At 62.0% G+C, this 13591-nt stretch carries 16 protein-coding genes; 3 read left to right on the top strand and 13 right to left on the bottom strand.

Annotation, left to right across the window (positions count from 1 at the left end):
• Window positions 1–44: 44 nt before the first annotated feature.
• From phnN to phnG, 9 genes are all read right to left on the bottom strand, one after another.
• Window positions 45–623: a phosphonate metabolism protein/1,5-bisphosphokinase (PRPP-forming) PhnN gene (gene phnN, locus ACO08A_RS12055; protein ID WP_422041289.1), complete on the bottom strand. Its 579-nt coding sequence runs from the start codon at window positions 621–623 to the stop codon at window positions 45–47.
• On the bottom strand, window positions 616–1761 hold the full coding sequence (locus ACO08A_RS12060; RefSeq protein ID WP_422041290.1) for an alpha-D-ribose 1-methylphosphonate 5-triphosphate diphosphatase: 1146 nt from the start codon (window positions 1759–1761) through the stop codon (window positions 616–618). Before ACO08A_RS12060 ends, phnN begins: the two co-directional genes overlap by 8 nt.
• On the bottom strand, window positions 1758–2507 hold the full coding sequence (locus ACO08A_RS12065; protein WP_422041291.1) for a DUF1045 domain-containing protein: 750 nt from the start codon (window positions 2505–2507) through the stop codon (window positions 1758–1760). The genes ACO08A_RS12060 and ACO08A_RS12065 overlap by 4 nt, the downstream gene beginning before the upstream one ends.
• Before the next feature lie 110 nt (window positions 2508–2617).
• On the bottom strand, window positions 2618–3322 hold the full coding sequence (gene phnL / locus ACO08A_RS12070) for a phosphonate C-P lyase system protein PhnL (RefSeq protein WP_422041292.1): 705 nt from the start codon (window positions 3320–3322) through the stop codon (window positions 2618–2620).
• Window positions 3323–3338: 16 nt separating this feature from the next.
• Entirely contained in the window at window positions 3339–4127 is a 789-nt protein-coding gene (phnK, locus tag ACO08A_RS12075) for a phosphonate C-P lyase system protein PhnK (protein ID WP_319384624.1), read from the bottom strand.
• Window positions 4124–5053, bottom strand: coding sequence for an alpha-D-ribose 1-methylphosphonate 5-phosphate C-P-lyase PhnJ (locus ACO08A_RS12080; protein ID WP_422041293.1), 930 nt, complete (start codon window positions 5051–5053; stop codon window positions 4124–4126). The genes phnK and ACO08A_RS12080 overlap by 4 nt, the downstream gene beginning before the upstream one ends.
• Window positions 5050–6171, bottom strand: a complete 1122-nt coding sequence (locus ACO08A_RS12085; RefSeq protein ID WP_422041294.1) for a carbon-phosphorus lyase complex subunit PhnI — start codon at window positions 6169–6171, stop codon at window positions 5050–5052. The genes ACO08A_RS12080 and ACO08A_RS12085 overlap by 4 nt, the downstream gene beginning before the upstream one ends.
• A gap of 3 nt (window positions 6172–6174) precedes the next feature.
• Entirely contained in the window at window positions 6175–6816 is a 642-nt protein-coding gene (gene phnH / locus ACO08A_RS12090) for a phosphonate C-P lyase system protein PhnH (RefSeq protein WP_422041295.1), read from the bottom strand.
• Window positions 6816–7289 (bottom strand): phosphonate C-P lyase system protein PhnG, encoded by a 474-nt coding sequence (gene phnG, locus ACO08A_RS12095; RefSeq protein WP_422041296.1) that lies wholly within the window; start codon window positions 7287–7289, stop codon window positions 6816–6818. Before phnG ends, phnH begins: the two co-directional genes overlap by 1 nt.
• A gap of 130 nt (window positions 7290–7419) precedes the next feature.
• Here phnG and phnF point away from each other — a divergent pair, with 130 nt between their 5' ends.
• Window positions 7420–8160, top strand: coding sequence for a phosphonate metabolism transcriptional regulator PhnF (gene phnF, locus ACO08A_RS12100; RefSeq protein WP_422041297.1), 741 nt, complete (start codon window positions 7420–7422; stop codon window positions 8158–8160).
• Between the two features lie 17 nt (window positions 8161–8177).
• Here the strand turns inward: phnF and ACO08A_RS12105 are convergent, their stop codons facing one another.
• Window positions 8178–9020 (bottom strand): LytTR family DNA-binding domain-containing protein, encoded by an 843-nt coding sequence (locus ACO08A_RS12105; RefSeq protein ID WP_422041298.1) that lies wholly within the window; start codon window positions 9018–9020, stop codon window positions 8178–8180.
• A 60-nt stretch (window positions 9021–9080) separates the two neighbouring features.
• Window positions 9081–9260, bottom strand: a complete 180-nt coding sequence (locus tag ACO08A_RS12110; RefSeq protein ID WP_422041299.1) for a hypothetical protein — start codon at window positions 9258–9260, stop codon at window positions 9081–9083.
• A gap of 32 nt (window positions 9261–9292) precedes the next feature.
• On the opposite strand from ACO08A_RS12110, the gene ACO08A_RS12115 reads away from it, so the two are divergent.
• Window positions 9293–9949 carry a VPLPA-CTERM sorting domain-containing protein gene (locus ACO08A_RS12115; RefSeq protein WP_422041300.1) on the top strand — a complete coding sequence of 219 codons (657 nt, stop codon included), beginning with the start codon at window positions 9293–9295 and terminating at the stop codon, window positions 9947–9949.
• A 62-nt stretch (window positions 9950–10011) separates the two neighbouring features.
• On the opposite strand, the gene ACO08A_RS12120 is transcribed toward ACO08A_RS12115, so the two are convergent.
• On the bottom strand, window positions 10012–10491 hold the full coding sequence (locus tag ACO08A_RS12120) for an Lrp/AsnC family transcriptional regulator (RefSeq protein ID WP_422041301.1): 480 nt from the start codon (window positions 10489–10491) through the stop codon (window positions 10012–10014).
• A 140-nt stretch (window positions 10492–10631) separates the two neighbouring features.
• Between ACO08A_RS12120 and ACO08A_RS12125 the strand changes: the two genes are divergently transcribed.
• Entirely contained in the window at window positions 10632–11648 is a 1017-nt protein-coding gene (locus tag ACO08A_RS12125) for a 1-aminocyclopropane-1-carboxylate deaminase (protein WP_422041302.1), read from the top strand.
• 94 nt (window positions 11649–11742) lie between these two features.
• Here the strand turns inward: ACO08A_RS12125 and ACO08A_RS12130 are convergent, their stop codons facing one another.
• Window positions 11743–13353, bottom strand: coding sequence for a BCCT family transporter (locus tag ACO08A_RS12130; RefSeq protein ID WP_306142103.1), 1611 nt, complete (start codon window positions 13351–13353; stop codon window positions 11743–11745).
• Window positions 13354–13591 lie beyond the last annotated feature (238 nt).

The raw sequence follows: 13591 nt of genomic DNA on the forward strand, positions 1-13591 counted from the left end.
TGTGCCCGAAACCCATGCCTGCAAGACCATGTTTGCGGGCAGCGTCAGAGCTCCAGAGCGCGCAGCATCCGTTCGACACCGTCTTCGATGGTGCCGGTGTTCTCGATGCGGACGAGATTGGCGACGTCCTGCGGTTCCAGGTCCGCACGCTCAAGGCGTTTTGCAATATCCGCCCTGCTTTCACGCCCGCGCGCGGCTAGTCGGTCTGCAAGAATGTCGACCGGTGCGGTGATCAGCAGCACAATGGCGGTTTGATACTTGTCCGCCGCGCGCTGCAGCACGCGTCTCGACCCGTTGGCGATCACCGTATCGCCGGCACGGATGCGGGCGTCACAGGCCTGCGGGATGACATAGCCAAGCCCGTGGGCTTCCCAGGAAAGCGCCGTTTCACCCGTGCTTACCAGCCTGTCGAATTCAGGGCGGGTCAGGGTTTCGTGGTCTTCCGCGTCGGGGTCGCATTCCCGCGTGATTGCACGGCGGGCGAAGTGCACGCCGGTGTGGTCTTCCAGTCTGTCCCGGAGCGCGGACATCAAGGTGTCCTTGCCGGCTCCGCTCGGGCCGACAACCAGCACCATCCTGCCCGGTCCGAGCTTTTGATCCGGCGCTTTGGCAGCATCAGGCAACGCGTCTGCCCTCGCGCCAGACACCGCGCACGATCGGGACGTTGCCGACGAGCCTGACCTGGATCATGTCCGCGCGCAGTCCCGGCGCGAGGCTGCCCCGGTCGGTAAGACCGATTGCACGCGCAGGGCTGGACGTCACCATGGCGACGGCTTCGGGCAAGTCGATGGTCTCGATTTCGCCGGCGAGCTGAAAGGCCGCCTGGACGAGGGATACGGGCACATAGTCGGAGGAAAGCACGTCGAGATAACCTGCTTCGGCCAGTTCGCGGGCGGATACATTGCCGGAGTGCGAGCCGCCGCGCACGACGTTCGGTGCGCCCATCAGGACCGCCATGCCCGCCTCGTGGGATGCTCTGGCGGCTTCGAGCGTCGTCGGAAACTCGGCAATCTTCGTCTTCAGCGCTACGGCCTCTTCCACGTGGTCCACGGTCGCATCGTCGTGACTTGCGATCGCGATCCCCTTTTCCTGCGCGATCGCTGACAGCTTCCTGCGATTGTCGGGGGCCAGGCCGCTCGCGCGCGCCTGACGGCGGCGAATGAACTCGTCCATTTCCGCGTCGGAGAAACCCTTCTTGCCCTGGTAGTAGGTCTTGTAGGCGTTCAGGGACACGAACTGTCTCTGGCCGGGCGTGTGATCCATGAGCGAAATCAGGCGGATGCTGTCATCCTCCTGGAAGACTTCGTAGGCGCTCAGGACATCAGGGGCGGAGACTTCACAGCGCAAGTGGATGAAGTGGTCCGCGCGCAGACGGTGTTCGCGCTGGCCCGTCTCGATCGCATCGGCAAGCGCGCGCATGTCGGAATAGCGCAGGTCCGCATCCTCATCCATTCCCACCCGGAGCGCATCGAAGACCGTGGTGATGCCGGCGCAGGCGATCTGGGCATCATGGGCCTGAACAGCGGAGACCGTGTTCCAGCGCACCTTCGGCCGGGGCGCGTAGTGCGTTTCCAGATGGTCGGTGTGCAGCTCGATCAGCCCGGGCAGCAGATAGTCACCCTCGCAGTCATGCCCGTCGACATTGCTCGGGGTTGCAACAGCTTCGATGGTACCGCCGGTATGCACGCTCAGAGACCCGTCAATCACCTCGTCTGCAAGAACAAGACGGGCGTTTTTGAAGACTTTTGGATGCGTGGTCATGCATTCTCCCTGTCGATCGGTCGGGCGGACGGGGTTTCCGCCGACCTTGCGGGCGTGGTGCCGGTCAGCTGAAACACGGTGTGAACGTCAAACGGAGCGCCGCGCTCCGGTTCCTGGTAGAGAGCGAAGGAACCGCACAGGCGTTCCCTGCCGGTCACCTCGGAAAAGTGGGATTGTGCCGCTGCCGCAAGTGCGTTGGCCTCGTCCTCGTCGTCGAGCTTGTTCGACAGGGTCATGTGAAACCGGAACTCGTCGAAAATATAAGGGTATCCCCAGCCGGTCAGGTAAGTGTCCTGTTTCGGGGTCAGCTTACTCTGGCGGCGGCGCTCAAGATCGGCCTCCGACAGGGGTGCGCGAAACGGTTCGAACTGGCGCACGCACAGGGCCGCGAAGGCGGCAAGGCCGGGTTCGGACCGGTCCGGTGTCAGGGCGAGAAACTTCCCGAGACGGTTGACGTTCAGGCCGGCGATGCGGAAGGGGGCGATTTCGGATGCGAAATTTCTGCAGGCGGTGACCAGACCGGCCTCATCCACGCCGGGCTTCAGGTGAAAGGGTGCTTTCAGCGTCCCGTGGAAGCCGTAGCGGCGCGGGCTGGCGGTCAGGTCATGAAACCGGGCGGCGTCCATGCCGGCGGGACGGGGCCTACCCGCGCCCTCCCCGCCAAGCGGGTCGCGCCCGAGCCAGGCGTTGCCCAGCCGCATCAGGGTGTCGTCAGCATCGGCGGCAAAATAGATCGCGTAGCGCATGTCGGTATCACGGATTTTGTTTCCAAGGCCAGGAGGCTGGCGTAACGGCGGGAGGTGACTGTTCTGTGACAGTTTGCTCCCGTCCGCAACTGTTTCGTTTGCAGGCGCGTTCAGGCAGCGGCTTCAGCGGCAAATGCGGTGACGTCAATGATCCGGTCGGCGATTTCCTCACGCACATCCTGATCATGGAGAATGCCGACCATCGCCACACCCTGTTCCTTCTTTTCCTGGACGAGACGCACCACGACCGCCCGGTTGGCGGCGTCGAGCGAGGCCGTCGGTTCGTCGAGCAAAAGGATCGGGTAGTGGGCAATGAAGCCACGCGCGATGTTCACGCGCTGCTGCTCGCCGCCGGAAAAGGTTGCCGGTGGCAGGGTCCAGAGCCTTTCCGGCACATTCAGCCGCGCAAGAAGGCCGCGGGCCCTGTCGACGGCTTCCGCTTCGCCGGAGCCTTGTGCCACAAGCGGTTCCGCCACCACTTCCTCGGCCGAAACCCGCGGGATGGTGCGCAGAAACTGGCTGACATAGCCGATCGTGTCTTCGCGCAGCTTCAGAATCTCGCGCGGCTCGGATGCGGCGACATTAATGATGTCGTCGCCGATCGTGACCAGGATCTGGCCCGAGTCGCAGCGGTAGTTTCCGTAGATCATTTTCAGGATGGAACTCTTGCCGGCCCCCGAAGGACCGCCGAGCACGACGCATTCTCCAGCGTTTACGGAGAATTCGACCTTGTCGACGACCGGGATGACGGTCCCGCCCTGCAAATGCATGGTGAAGGACTTCGAGACACTGTTGAGATAGAGGCGGACGGGCATGAGTAAGATACCTCGCTCAGACTTGAAGAATGGAGGATACGAGGAGCTGCGTATAGGGCTCGCGCGGATCGTCGAGTACCTGGTCGGTCAGACCTGCCTCGATGACATTGCCGTGGCGCATGACCATGATCCGGTGCGACAACAGACGGGCAACGGCGAGATCGTGGGTCACGATCACGACTGACAGGCCGAGGTCCGCCACGAGGCGCCGCAATAGGTCGAGAAGCCTCGCCTGGACCGAAACATCCAGTCCGCCCGTCGGCTCGTCCATGAACACGAGGCGCGGATGTGTCACGAGGTTGCGGGCAATCTGTAGGCGCTGGCGCATGCCGCCTGAGAAGGACCGGGGATCGTCGTCAATCCGGTCGCTTTCGATTTCCACCCGGCCGAGCCAGTCATCGGCGGTGGACCGGATGTTGCCGTAATGGCGTTCGCCGACGGCCATCAGCCGTTCGCCGACATTGGCACCGGCCGACACCGTCATGCGCAGTCCGTCCGCCGCGTTCTGATGAACGAAGCCCCAGTCCGTGCGCATCAGCAGACGCCGTTCCGCCTCCGTGAGCTGGTAGAGATTGCGCATGGTGCCGTCGCGCATCCGGTATTCGATCGCGCCCGTCGTCGGAGCGAGGCGGGTGGACAGGCAGTTGAGCAGGGTCGTCTTGCCCGATCCGCTTTCTCCCACGACGGCGAGAACCTCACCGGGCCAGAGGTCGAACGACACGTCCGCGCAGCCGATCCGGTCGCCGTAGTAGCGGGTGACATTGTGAACCTGCAGAAGCGGGTCTTCGGAAGCGAACACGCTCATCGGGTCGTCTCCTGGAAGTTGGTGCTGCCGATCTGGGCCGCGGCCGGATCGGCCGCCATCGGGCCGCGATGTCCTGCCGCGCGGCGCTCTTCGCAATAGTCGCTGTCGGAACAGACGAACATGCGTCCGCCCCTGTCGTCGAGAATGACTTCGTCGAGGTAGACGTTTTCCGCGCCGCAGAGGCCGCAGGGCTTGTCGAATTTCTGGACCTCGAACGGGTAGTCCTCGAAGTCGAGGCTCTTGACCTTGGTGTAGGGCGGGATCGCGTAGATCCGCTTTTCGCGGCCGGCGCCGTAAAGCTGCAGCGCCGCCATTTCGTCGATCTTCGGGTTGTCGAACTTGGGCGTCGGCGAGGGGTCCATCACGTAGCGGTCATTGACCTTGACCGGGTAGGCGTAGGTGGTCGCGATATGGCCGTTCTTGGCGATGTCCTCGTAGAGTTTCACGTGCATGAGGCCGTAATCCTCGAGCGCATGCATTTTCCGGGTTTCGGTTTCCCTCGGCTCCAGAAAGCGCAGCGGTTCGGGGATCGGAACCTGGAACACCAGGACCTGGTCTTCGGTCAGAGCCTTCTCCGGGATGCGGTGCCGGGTCTGGATGACGGTTGCTTCGGAGGTTTCGAAGGTCGTCCGGATGCCGGCAGTCTTTTCAAAAAAGCCGCGCAGCGAAACCGCATTCGTGGTGTCGTCGGATCCCTGGTCGATCATCTTGAGGCAATCGTCCTTGCCGAGGATCGATGCGGTCACCTGCACGCCGCCGGTGCCCCAGCCATAAGGCATCGGCATTTCGCGCGAGGCGAACGGCACCTGGTAGCCCGGGATCGCGATCCCCTTCAGGATCGCGCGGCGGATCATGCGTTTCGTCTGTTCGTCGAGATAGGCAAAATTGTATTCGCCCTGATCGTAGAGTAGTGCCGTGTCGCTCATTCTGCAGCCTCCTGGGCAGTGTCGCCGCTCTCTTCCTGCCGGCGTTTTTCAAACCATTCGGCCCGCATGCGGCGCACGAGATCGAGCTCCGCCTGGAAGTCGACATAGTGGGGCAGCTTGAGATGTTCGACGAAACCCGTCGCCTGGATGTTGTCGGAATGGGAGAGGACGAATTCGATGTCCTGTGCGGGGGCGACCGGCTCTTCACCGAGTTCCTGCCAGCGCAGGGACCGGTCGACCATGGCCATAGACATGGCCTTGCGTTCGACCTGCCCGAACACCAGCCCGTATCCGCGGGTGAATGTCGGTGCCGCCTTGGCCGAGCCCTTGAACTGGTTGACCATCTGGCACTCGGTCACCTTGATCGTGCCGAGCGTCACCTCGAAGCCGAGTTCCTCCGCGAAGAAAGCAACCTCGACTTCGCCGTAGCGGATTTCACCGGCAAACGGGTGCGTGCGGCCGTAACCGCGCTGCGTCGAATAGGCAAGCGCGAGCAGAAAACCCTCATCGCCGCGTGCCAGGTTCTGCAGCCGCAGGTCCCGGTCGGCCGGAAAGGACAGCGGTTCGCGGGTCAGGTCTCCGACCGGCGTGTCCTCGTCCGCGCTCTGGTCGGGTTCCATCAGGCCCTCGTCGCCGAGCAGATCGGTCACCCGTGGCATGGCCTCGTCCTGGACGGGTGCCGTTTCAGCGGTCGGTTGTGCGTGATCGTCTTCCGCGGCCAGCGCAAAATCCAGAAGCCGGTGGCTGTAGTCGAATGTCGGGCCGAGCACCTGTCCGCCCGGCAGATCCTTGTAGGTGGCCGAGACGCGGCGTTCGACCAGCATCCGTGCGGTATCAACGGGTTGGCTGTAGCCGAAGCGCGGCAGCGTGGTGCGATAGGCGCGCATCAGGAACGCGGCTTCGATCAGGTCGCCCCGTGACTGCTTGATTGCCAGGGCGGCAAGCGTTTCGTCGTAGAGGGAGCCTTCGCCCATGACGCGGGCAACGGAATGGGCAAGCTGTTCGGCGATCTGTTCCAGCGTCAGGGCCGGTACGGACGTGTCACCCCTGCGGCGCTTTGCCAGCAGCTTGTGAGCGTTGCGGATGGCTTTCTCGCCACCCTTGACGGCGACATACATGTGTCAAACCTCCGTGAGCACGACACTGGTGGAGCGTGGCAGCGCGGCGATGTCCGTCTTGCCGGCGAAAATCAGGTCAATTCCCCTCGGAAACTGCCTGTTGTTGCTGATCACCTGGTCCCAGAAGACCGGCGGGATCGGGTTTACAGCAAGCGCGGCGGTGTCCCGGATGCCGGGACCGCTCAGGGTCACCTTCTGCGAGGTATCGAATTCCTGTCCGCTCAAGATGACCGTGGTCGATTCATCGGGATACTCCGCCGAGCCCTGGTTGAAGCTTGCAAGCGGGATCAGCTGTTTCGGGTCGCCGACAAGCGCAAACGCGGCATCGACGGGTTCGCCGACAATCGGCGCGCCGGTGTGAAACCGCAGGAACGCCTTGACGGGTTCGGACGACATCAGTGCCCGGTCGAGCCAGACCGGGGTGTCGTAGTCGAATAGCGTCAGGGCGATCGCGGCAGCGGTGGGCGTCAGCGGTTCAGGCGGCGCGAGCGTACCGGTTTTCAGCGTCTGGCGTGTTCCCGGACGTGCCATCGCGTTCATGATCGCGCGAAAGCAGGCTTGCGCGTCATGCACCGGATCCGGAAAGCCGGCTGCGAGCGGCGCTTGCCGGACATTCGGGCCGGATGTTGCGGTTGCCGTTTCCATCAGTTGTCTCCCCGCACCATGGTGAAGAAATTGACCTTCGTCGCCTCGGTTTCTTCCCGGACGGTTTCGCGGTTATCGGACTGCGCCGCGGCAAGCGGCGCGATGACGCTGGTCTCGATGTGCTCCTTTGCCTCGGCGCGTTGCCAAAGAGCGTCGATGACGGCGGACTGAAGCGCCTTTTCCTTGTTGCGTCCGAGGCTGTAGGCGCTGCCGGTCTCCCCGGTTTCCAGCCTGACGACGCAACGTGTCACGGTGACTTCGCCCAGGTTGAAGGGGCTGCCAGTGCCGCCCATGCGGCCGCGCACCATGACCAGGCCGGTTTCCGGCTGGCGGACGAGTTCATAGTCGGGGGCGTCGATGGTCCGGTACCGTTCGGCGACGGCTTCCGGTGATGCAGCGGCAAGCGTTGCGATGATTTCCCGGCGGGCGGCGTGTCCGCTCTCATCCGGGTTCAAGGGTGTGGCTTCGGTCATGATGCGCGCCTTCAGGTTGGCGGTCACGGGAGGGACTGTCGAAATCAGCTTCTGTCTACCGATTATTTGTCTATTTGTCTATACAAATAATCCAGTTGACTCTTTGGTACCGAAATTTGATGACGTGCACATGACGAACACAACCTCACTCGACCGCAGTGCCGGGATCGCCGTCTGGCGCCAGATCATGGAAACGCTGAAGGCCGAGATCATCAGCGGGGCCTTCGAGGAAGGCAGCAAGCTGCCGCCCGAATCCAGTCTGGCCACGCGCTTCGGCGTAAACCGCCACACGGTCCGCCGGGCGATCGCCGCGCTGACGTCGGAAGGCATCCTGCGCGCGGACCAGGGAAGGGGAACATTCGTCGCCTCGGCGCCGCTCAGCTACCCGATCGGTCCGAGAACGCGGTTCTCCGAGATCGTTTCCGGCCAGGACCGTTCGCCGAGCGGCCGGCTGATCGGCTCCGCGCTGGAAGAGGCCGACGCGCTACTTGCCAACCAGCTCGACGTGCCGCTCGGTACGATGCTGATCCGGCTGGAAACGCTGCGCGTCGCAGACGGCGTTCCGATGATCGTGGGCACAAGCTGGTTCGTGCAGGCGACCGTGCCGAATTTCGTGGCCGATTATGCCGAGAGCGGATCGATCACAGAGGCGCTCAGGCAGGCGGGGATCGAGGACTACCGGCGCAAGGAAAGCCGGATCACCTCGGAACTGGTGGAAGCCAGGGATGCGCAACAGCTCGGCATTTCCCTCGGACAGCCGGTGCTGGTCGTTGAAAGCATCAATCTCGACACGTCCGGCAAGCCGATCCAGTACACCCGCGCCCGGGCCGCCGCCGACCGGATCCAACTCGTGGTGAACGGCGACATTTGAGGAGCACCGTGCGCGGTTCAGACAGTCTCGGCTCGTGAAAACTGAGAAAGCTGCTGCCGGGCCGCTTCGAGATAGGTCGCGCTGAGAGGAAGCTCCCTGCCGTCCTTGAGCCGAACCCGGTATCCCCGGTCCCGTTTTTCAATTGCTTCGAAAAAGTCCAGCGCGACCCAGTGTGACCGGTGCACGCGCGCGCCCGGACAGCCTTCCAGAAGATCGATGGCGTCGCCAAGACGCATCAGGATCAGGGCCCTGCCGCTCGTCAGGGTGACCTCGGCATAGTGATCCTGCATCGAAATCGAGACGATTGCTCCGCCCCGCACCTCCTCGGGCAGTCTTGACATGAGCGGGATTGCGTTACCCGGAGACCGGTGGGTCTCGCCGGACAACGCAGTATCAGCTGCCAACGGTGCAGACAGCTGTTGCGTTGGTACGTCCTTGCCGCCTCGGTTTCCGAACAGTTTCGGCCAGAGCACGAATTCGGTCAGAAGAAGCAGTGCCGAGAAAACCGTCACCTGGACGAACAGGAGCGGAAAGGGGGTCGTGATCTCAAGCTTGTCCCCGACCGTTCCGTAAAGAACCGATATGTAGCCGGCCGCCGGCAAGGCAGCCAGGACCACCCCGAAGAGAAAGCGCGGCAGGGACGACAGGAACTTCAGAAACCGGCTGTGGTAACTGACATGCACGATCGGAACGACGATCAGCGCGCATCCGAGAATGTCCAGGCTCCAGAACACCGTGCGCTGCCAAAGGCTCATCGTTTCGTAGGTTCCGAACGGACCGACGCCGATAGCCAGAAACGTTATGCCGAAATAGAGAAAGAGCTTTCTCTCGGGATCAAAAACAACATCAATTTCACGCATCGCGAATTAGACTTTACGAATTAAATCACTGTTTTTCAACGGTTTCGCGCAAGCGGCGTTTCACTTGTACGGGCTATCTGCATAAGTCGCCGGCGCATACTGCAATGGGGAAATGATTATGCGCGGCGCTTCAAAAATCAACCGTCCGGTCGAAAAATGAACGCCGCGGCCAGCATGCGAAAAGGGGGCTGCTTCAGCACCCGCGCCGTTTTTCAGGTCAGTCCAGGTGATTTCCTTCAAATCCGATTTCCAAACTCAATGCGAGGGTCAATATGAAAAAACAGATTTTAACCGCGTTGCTGGCGCTTACCGTTCCAACGGCGGCGTCCGCCGCCACGATGACGCTTGGCACGATCGACGATGGATCCGTGAGGACGTTCGGCGGGGCCGTGGTCGATACCGTCGACACGTCGGTGTCCGTCGCTCAGTCGGGTGGTAACATCACCAACGGCGTCTTCGAATTCAATCTCGCCGCCATCGACGACACTGCAACGATCAATTCAGTCTCATTTCAATGGACCAATTCCCGGTTCGTGTCGAACACGGGCGCCCTGGCCGCCGTCGACCTGTTCGCCTATCTCGGAGACGGTACGGTCTCGATCGCAGACTATGATGCCGCCGGGGACCAGGTTGCCGACACAAGCGTTGCGAAAGGCGGATCGGGCGGGGATGTCACGACCATCGCGTTTACCGATCTCGGCATGGTTACGACCGCACTCCTCGGCGATCTGCTGAGCGTCAGGTTCGAAACGGACAGTTTCGCGTCCTTCCGTGTTGCTTCTCTTGAAAACAGCACCTGGGATGCGGCACGCCTGGTCGTCGATTACACGCCCGCTCCGGTGACGGCGGTCCCGCTTCCGGCCAGCGGTCTGCTCCTGTTGGGTGCACTTGGCGGCGTTGCCGGCCTTCGCCGCCGCAAAAAGGCCTGATCCCGATCCCGGGCCGATGCACCCGGCGCCCGTTCTTCCCACAAGGACGGGCGCATTCCTGCTCAGAACGACAGCGGCGCGTTGTCCGTGACTTCCTTCATGACGAAGAATGTCCGCGTCTGGCGGACACCGGGCAGGGCAATCAGCTTCTCGCCATGCAGCTTGTTAAAGTCGGCCATGTCCTTGACGCGGATCTTCAGGAAATAGTCAAAGTCGCCGGCGACCAGGTGGCAGTCGAGAACAAAACTCAGTTTGCGGACCGCGTTCTCGAACTCGGCGAAACTCTGCGGCGTGGACCGGTCCAGCACGACGCCGACAATCACCAGCGCGGCGCGATCCACCTGGTCCGGGTTGACCATGGCGCGCACCGAGCTGATCACACCTTCATCGAACAGTCTCTGCGTGCGCCGGTGACAGGTCGCAGCGCTGACACTCACCCGTTCGGCAAGCTCGGCGTTGGAGAGCCGCCCTTCGCTCTGCAAAAGCTTGAGGATTTTCCTGTCGGTCCTGTCGAGCAGAATGTCTGCGGAAGAATCTTTCATTTGTAGCTCTTTCAATGAAGGAAAATCTGATTTTCCGTTCTTATGTAACAGAAAACGAATAGCTCTTTAGCAAAATTCGAGAGCACCTTTCTACTGATCTCTGTCAGCCTCTGGAGATCTGAAATCGCAAGGTGCCTGCCATGAATCTTGAAAAATTCGAACGCTATCCCCTGACCTTCGGGCCGACGCCCATCGAACATTTGCCGCGCCTTTCCGACGCGCTCGGGGGCAAGGTGCAGATCTATGCGAAACGGGAAGACTGCAATTCCGGGCTTGCCTTCGGCGGCAACAAGTTGCGCAAGCTGGAATACATCGTTCCGGACGCAATTGCCTCCGAGGCCGACACGCTGGTCTCCATTGGCGGTGTGCAGTCGAACCACACGCGCATGGTGGCCGCGACGGCCGCGAAAATCGGCATGAAATGCGTTGTCGTCCAGGAGAAGTGGGTGCCCCATTACGATGCAGTCTATGATCGTGTCGGCAACATTCTGCTGACGCGGCTCATGGGGGCCGATTCCAGGCTCGTCGAGGACGGCTTCGACATCGGCATCCGCAAAAGCTGGGAAGACGCCATGCGCTCGGTGCGGGACGCCGGTGGGACGCCCTACGGCATTCCTGCGGGTGCCTCCGTGCACAAATATGGCGGCCTCGGCTATGTCGGGTTTGCCGAAGAGGTCAAAGCGCAGGAGGCCGACCTGGGGTTCAGCTTCGACTACATCATCGTGTGCGTGGTCACGGGCTCCACGCAAGCGGGCATGATCGTGGGCTTCGCGGCGCAGGACCGCGCCGAGAGGGTGATCGGCATCGATGCCTCCGGCACGCTTGAGCAGACGCGCGCGCAGGTGCGTCAGATCGTCGACCATACGGCGGAGATCGTCGAACTGGGCAGACGGGTCTCGGACGCGGAGATCGTCATCAATCCCGACTATGCCTACCCGGCTTACGGGGTGCCTTCAGAGGAAACCAACGACGCGATCCGGCTGGCGGCCAAGACGGAGGCGATGATCACGGATCCGGTCTACGAGGGAAAATCGATGCAGGGCATGATCGACCTTGTCAGGAAGGGAAAAATCGAGGACGGCGCGAAAGTTCTTTACGCCCATCTTGGCGGTGCACCGGCGCTCAACGGTTACAGCTACTATTACAAGGACGGCTGAAAAAAGCAGTGTCCGGCCAATCGTGACCGGACACAGCCATCAAGGGTGATGTTCCAGGCGGCAGGTTGGTTTTCCGCCGCCCGGGATCATTGGCTCAGAGTTTCGCCCGTTCCGCTCTCAGTGCCAGGTACAGGCAGTAGCACATGACCAGCACGACGAGCGTGAACGGAATGCCGGTGGAGACCGCCGCTCCCTGCAGGGCGGACAGACCGCCTCCGAGTAGCAGGGCAATCGCGACCAGGCCTTCGAGCGTGCACCAGAAGACGCGCTGGATGACGGGCGCATCCATCTTGCCGCCGGCCGTAATCGTGTCGATCACCAGCGAGCCGGAATCGGACGATGTCACAAAGAAGATCACGATCAGCAGAAGCGAGATCGGCGCGACGATCTGGTAGAGCGGCAGCTCCTTCAGGAAGCCGAACAAGGCGCCTTCCGGCTTGTAGGCGTCGATGACGGTTGCCCGGACGCCTTCCGCGCCGCCGGCATTCAGCATGTCAATGGCTGCCCCGCCGAAGGTGGACATCCACAATGCACAGACGGCGGTCGGCGCGATGAGGGCACAGATCACGAATTCACGCACTGTGCGGCCCCTGGAAATGCGGGCGATGAACATGCCCACAAACGGCGACCACGCGATCCACCACGCCCAGTAGAAGGTTGTCCAGCCGTGGAAGAAACTGGTGTCCTCTCGCCCGAACGGGTTCGATAGCGCCGGTAACAGCATGATGTAGTCGGTCATCACCGAGAAGTAGCGCGTCGCGGCGACGCCGATACCCGTTGCGATGATCACGAACAGGAACAGGCCGACGGCCATGATCATGTTGATCTCCGACAACCGCTTCACGCCGGCGTCCATGCCGAGCAGAACCGAGCCGAGAGCGATGGCCGTAATGCCGATGATGAGCAGCACAACCACGGTGGGTGAGGGTTCAATGCCGAAAACCTCGTAGAGACCGGCGGCGACCTGTTGGGCACCGAGACCGAGCGATGTGGTCAGGCCGAACAGGGTTGCGAAAACGGCAAGCGTATCGATCGCATGGCCCCACCAGCCCCAGACGCGTTCACCGAGGATGGGATAAAAGGCTGACCGGAGCGTGAGCGGCAGGCCGAGATTGTAGGCGAAGATTGCCAGTGACAGCCCGACGGCGGCATAGACCGCCCAGCCTTCGAGGCCCCAGTGGTGGATCGTGCCGACAATGCCGATATATTCGTTGCCCGGCTCGTTTATGTCGATCCCGAGCGGGCTCGCTCCGCCGCTTTCGGCGAAGTTGTAGTAGACCGGCTCAAGCACGCCGAAGAACAGCAGGCCGATGCCGATGCCCGCCGCGAACATCATCGCGATCCAGCCGGCATAGGAATAGTCGGGTTTCGCGTCCTTGCCGCCGATCCGGACGGAGCCGACCGGCAGGATGATCAGCGCGAGGCAGAAGAGCGTGATGGCATTGACCGACAGGACCAGGAACCAGTCGAACGTGCTGGTCAGCCAGGGCCGCAGCCAGCCGAAGAACGACGCGGCCGCTTCCTGGTTCGCAAGGGCGATCAGGACGAAGGCCGCGATCAGGATACTCGATATCAGGAAGACAGGGTTGTGCAGATCCAGACCGAAGGGCCGAATGTTGTCCTGCCCGAGTTCGTATTCCGTTTCGAAGTCCCAGACCCGGGGATCCGGATCCAGCATCTTCTTGGTTTCTGGCGTGTCAGACATGTCCCCTCCTCGTGACGTTCTGTTCCCCATCCCGCAAGCGTTGCATATGAGCGAGGCGGGAGTCCAATGATTGTGCGAAAAAATGTCGCAGTGAATTTGCTACATGCGTCACCGGTTATTCCAGTCCCGACAGTTGGGCTTCCGTAGGGGCTGCCTTGCTTCTGCTACCTACCGCCGCGGCCTTCATGCTGGAAAACTGCTTGCGCAGCGCCCGGGGTACGGGCACTTTCCAGCCCTC

Origin of the sequence: Roseibium sp. (assembly GCF_965232425.1) — a bacterium.
Lineage (GTDB): Bacteria > Pseudomonadota > Alphaproteobacteria > Rhizobiales > Stappiaceae > Roseibium.

Coding starts and splice junctions, on each gene's coding strand:
- ACO08A_RS12060 (WP_422041290.1), bottom strand. CDS start 1,761: ATGACCACGCATCCAAAAGTCTTCAAAAACGCCCGTCTTGTTCTTGCA.
- phnK (WP_319384624.1), bottom strand. CDS start 4,127: ATGAGCGTGTTCGCTTCCGAAGACCCGCTTCTGCAGGTTCACAATGTC.
- ACO08A_RS12115 (WP_422041300.1), top strand. CDS start 9,293: ATGAAAAAACAGATTTTAACCGCGTTGCTGGCGCTTACCGTTCCAACG.
- ACO08A_RS12080 (WP_422041293.1), bottom strand. CDS start 5,053: ATGAGCGACACGGCACTACTCTACGATCAGGGCGAATACAATTTTGCC.
- ACO08A_RS12125 (WP_422041302.1), top strand. CDS start 10,632: ATGAATCTTGAAAAATTCGAACGCTATCCCCTGACCTTCGGGCCGACG.
- ACO08A_RS12130 (WP_306142103.1), bottom strand. CDS start 13,353: ATGTCTGACACGCCAGAAACCAAGAAGATGCTGGATCCGGATCCCCGG.
- phnL (WP_422041292.1), bottom strand. CDS start 3,322: ATGCCCGTCCGCCTCTATCTCAACAGTGTCTCGAAGTCCTTCACCATG.
- ACO08A_RS12120 (WP_422041301.1), bottom strand. CDS start 10,491: ATGAAAGATTCTTCCGCAGACATTCTGCTCGACAGGACCGACAGGAAA.
- ACO08A_RS12085 (WP_422041294.1), bottom strand. CDS start 6,171: ATGTATGTCGCCGTCAAGGGTGGCGAGAAAGCCATCCGCAACGCTCAC.
- phnH (WP_422041295.1), bottom strand. CDS start 6,816: ATGGAAACGGCAACCGCAACATCCGGCCCGAATGTCCGGCAAGCGCCG.
- ACO08A_RS12105 (WP_422041298.1), bottom strand. CDS start 9,020: ATGCGTGAAATTGATGTTGTTTTTGATCCCGAGAGAAAGCTCTTTCTC.
- phnF (WP_422041297.1), top strand. CDS start 7,420: ATGACGAACACAACCTCACTCGACCGCAGTGCCGGGATCGCCGTCTGG.
- ACO08A_RS12065 (WP_422041291.1), bottom strand. CDS start 2,507: ATGCGCTACGCGATCTATTTTGCCGCCGATGCTGACGACACCCTGATG.
- phnG (WP_422041296.1), bottom strand. CDS start 7,289: ATGACCGAAGCCACACCCTTGAACCCGGATGAGAGCGGACACGCCGCC.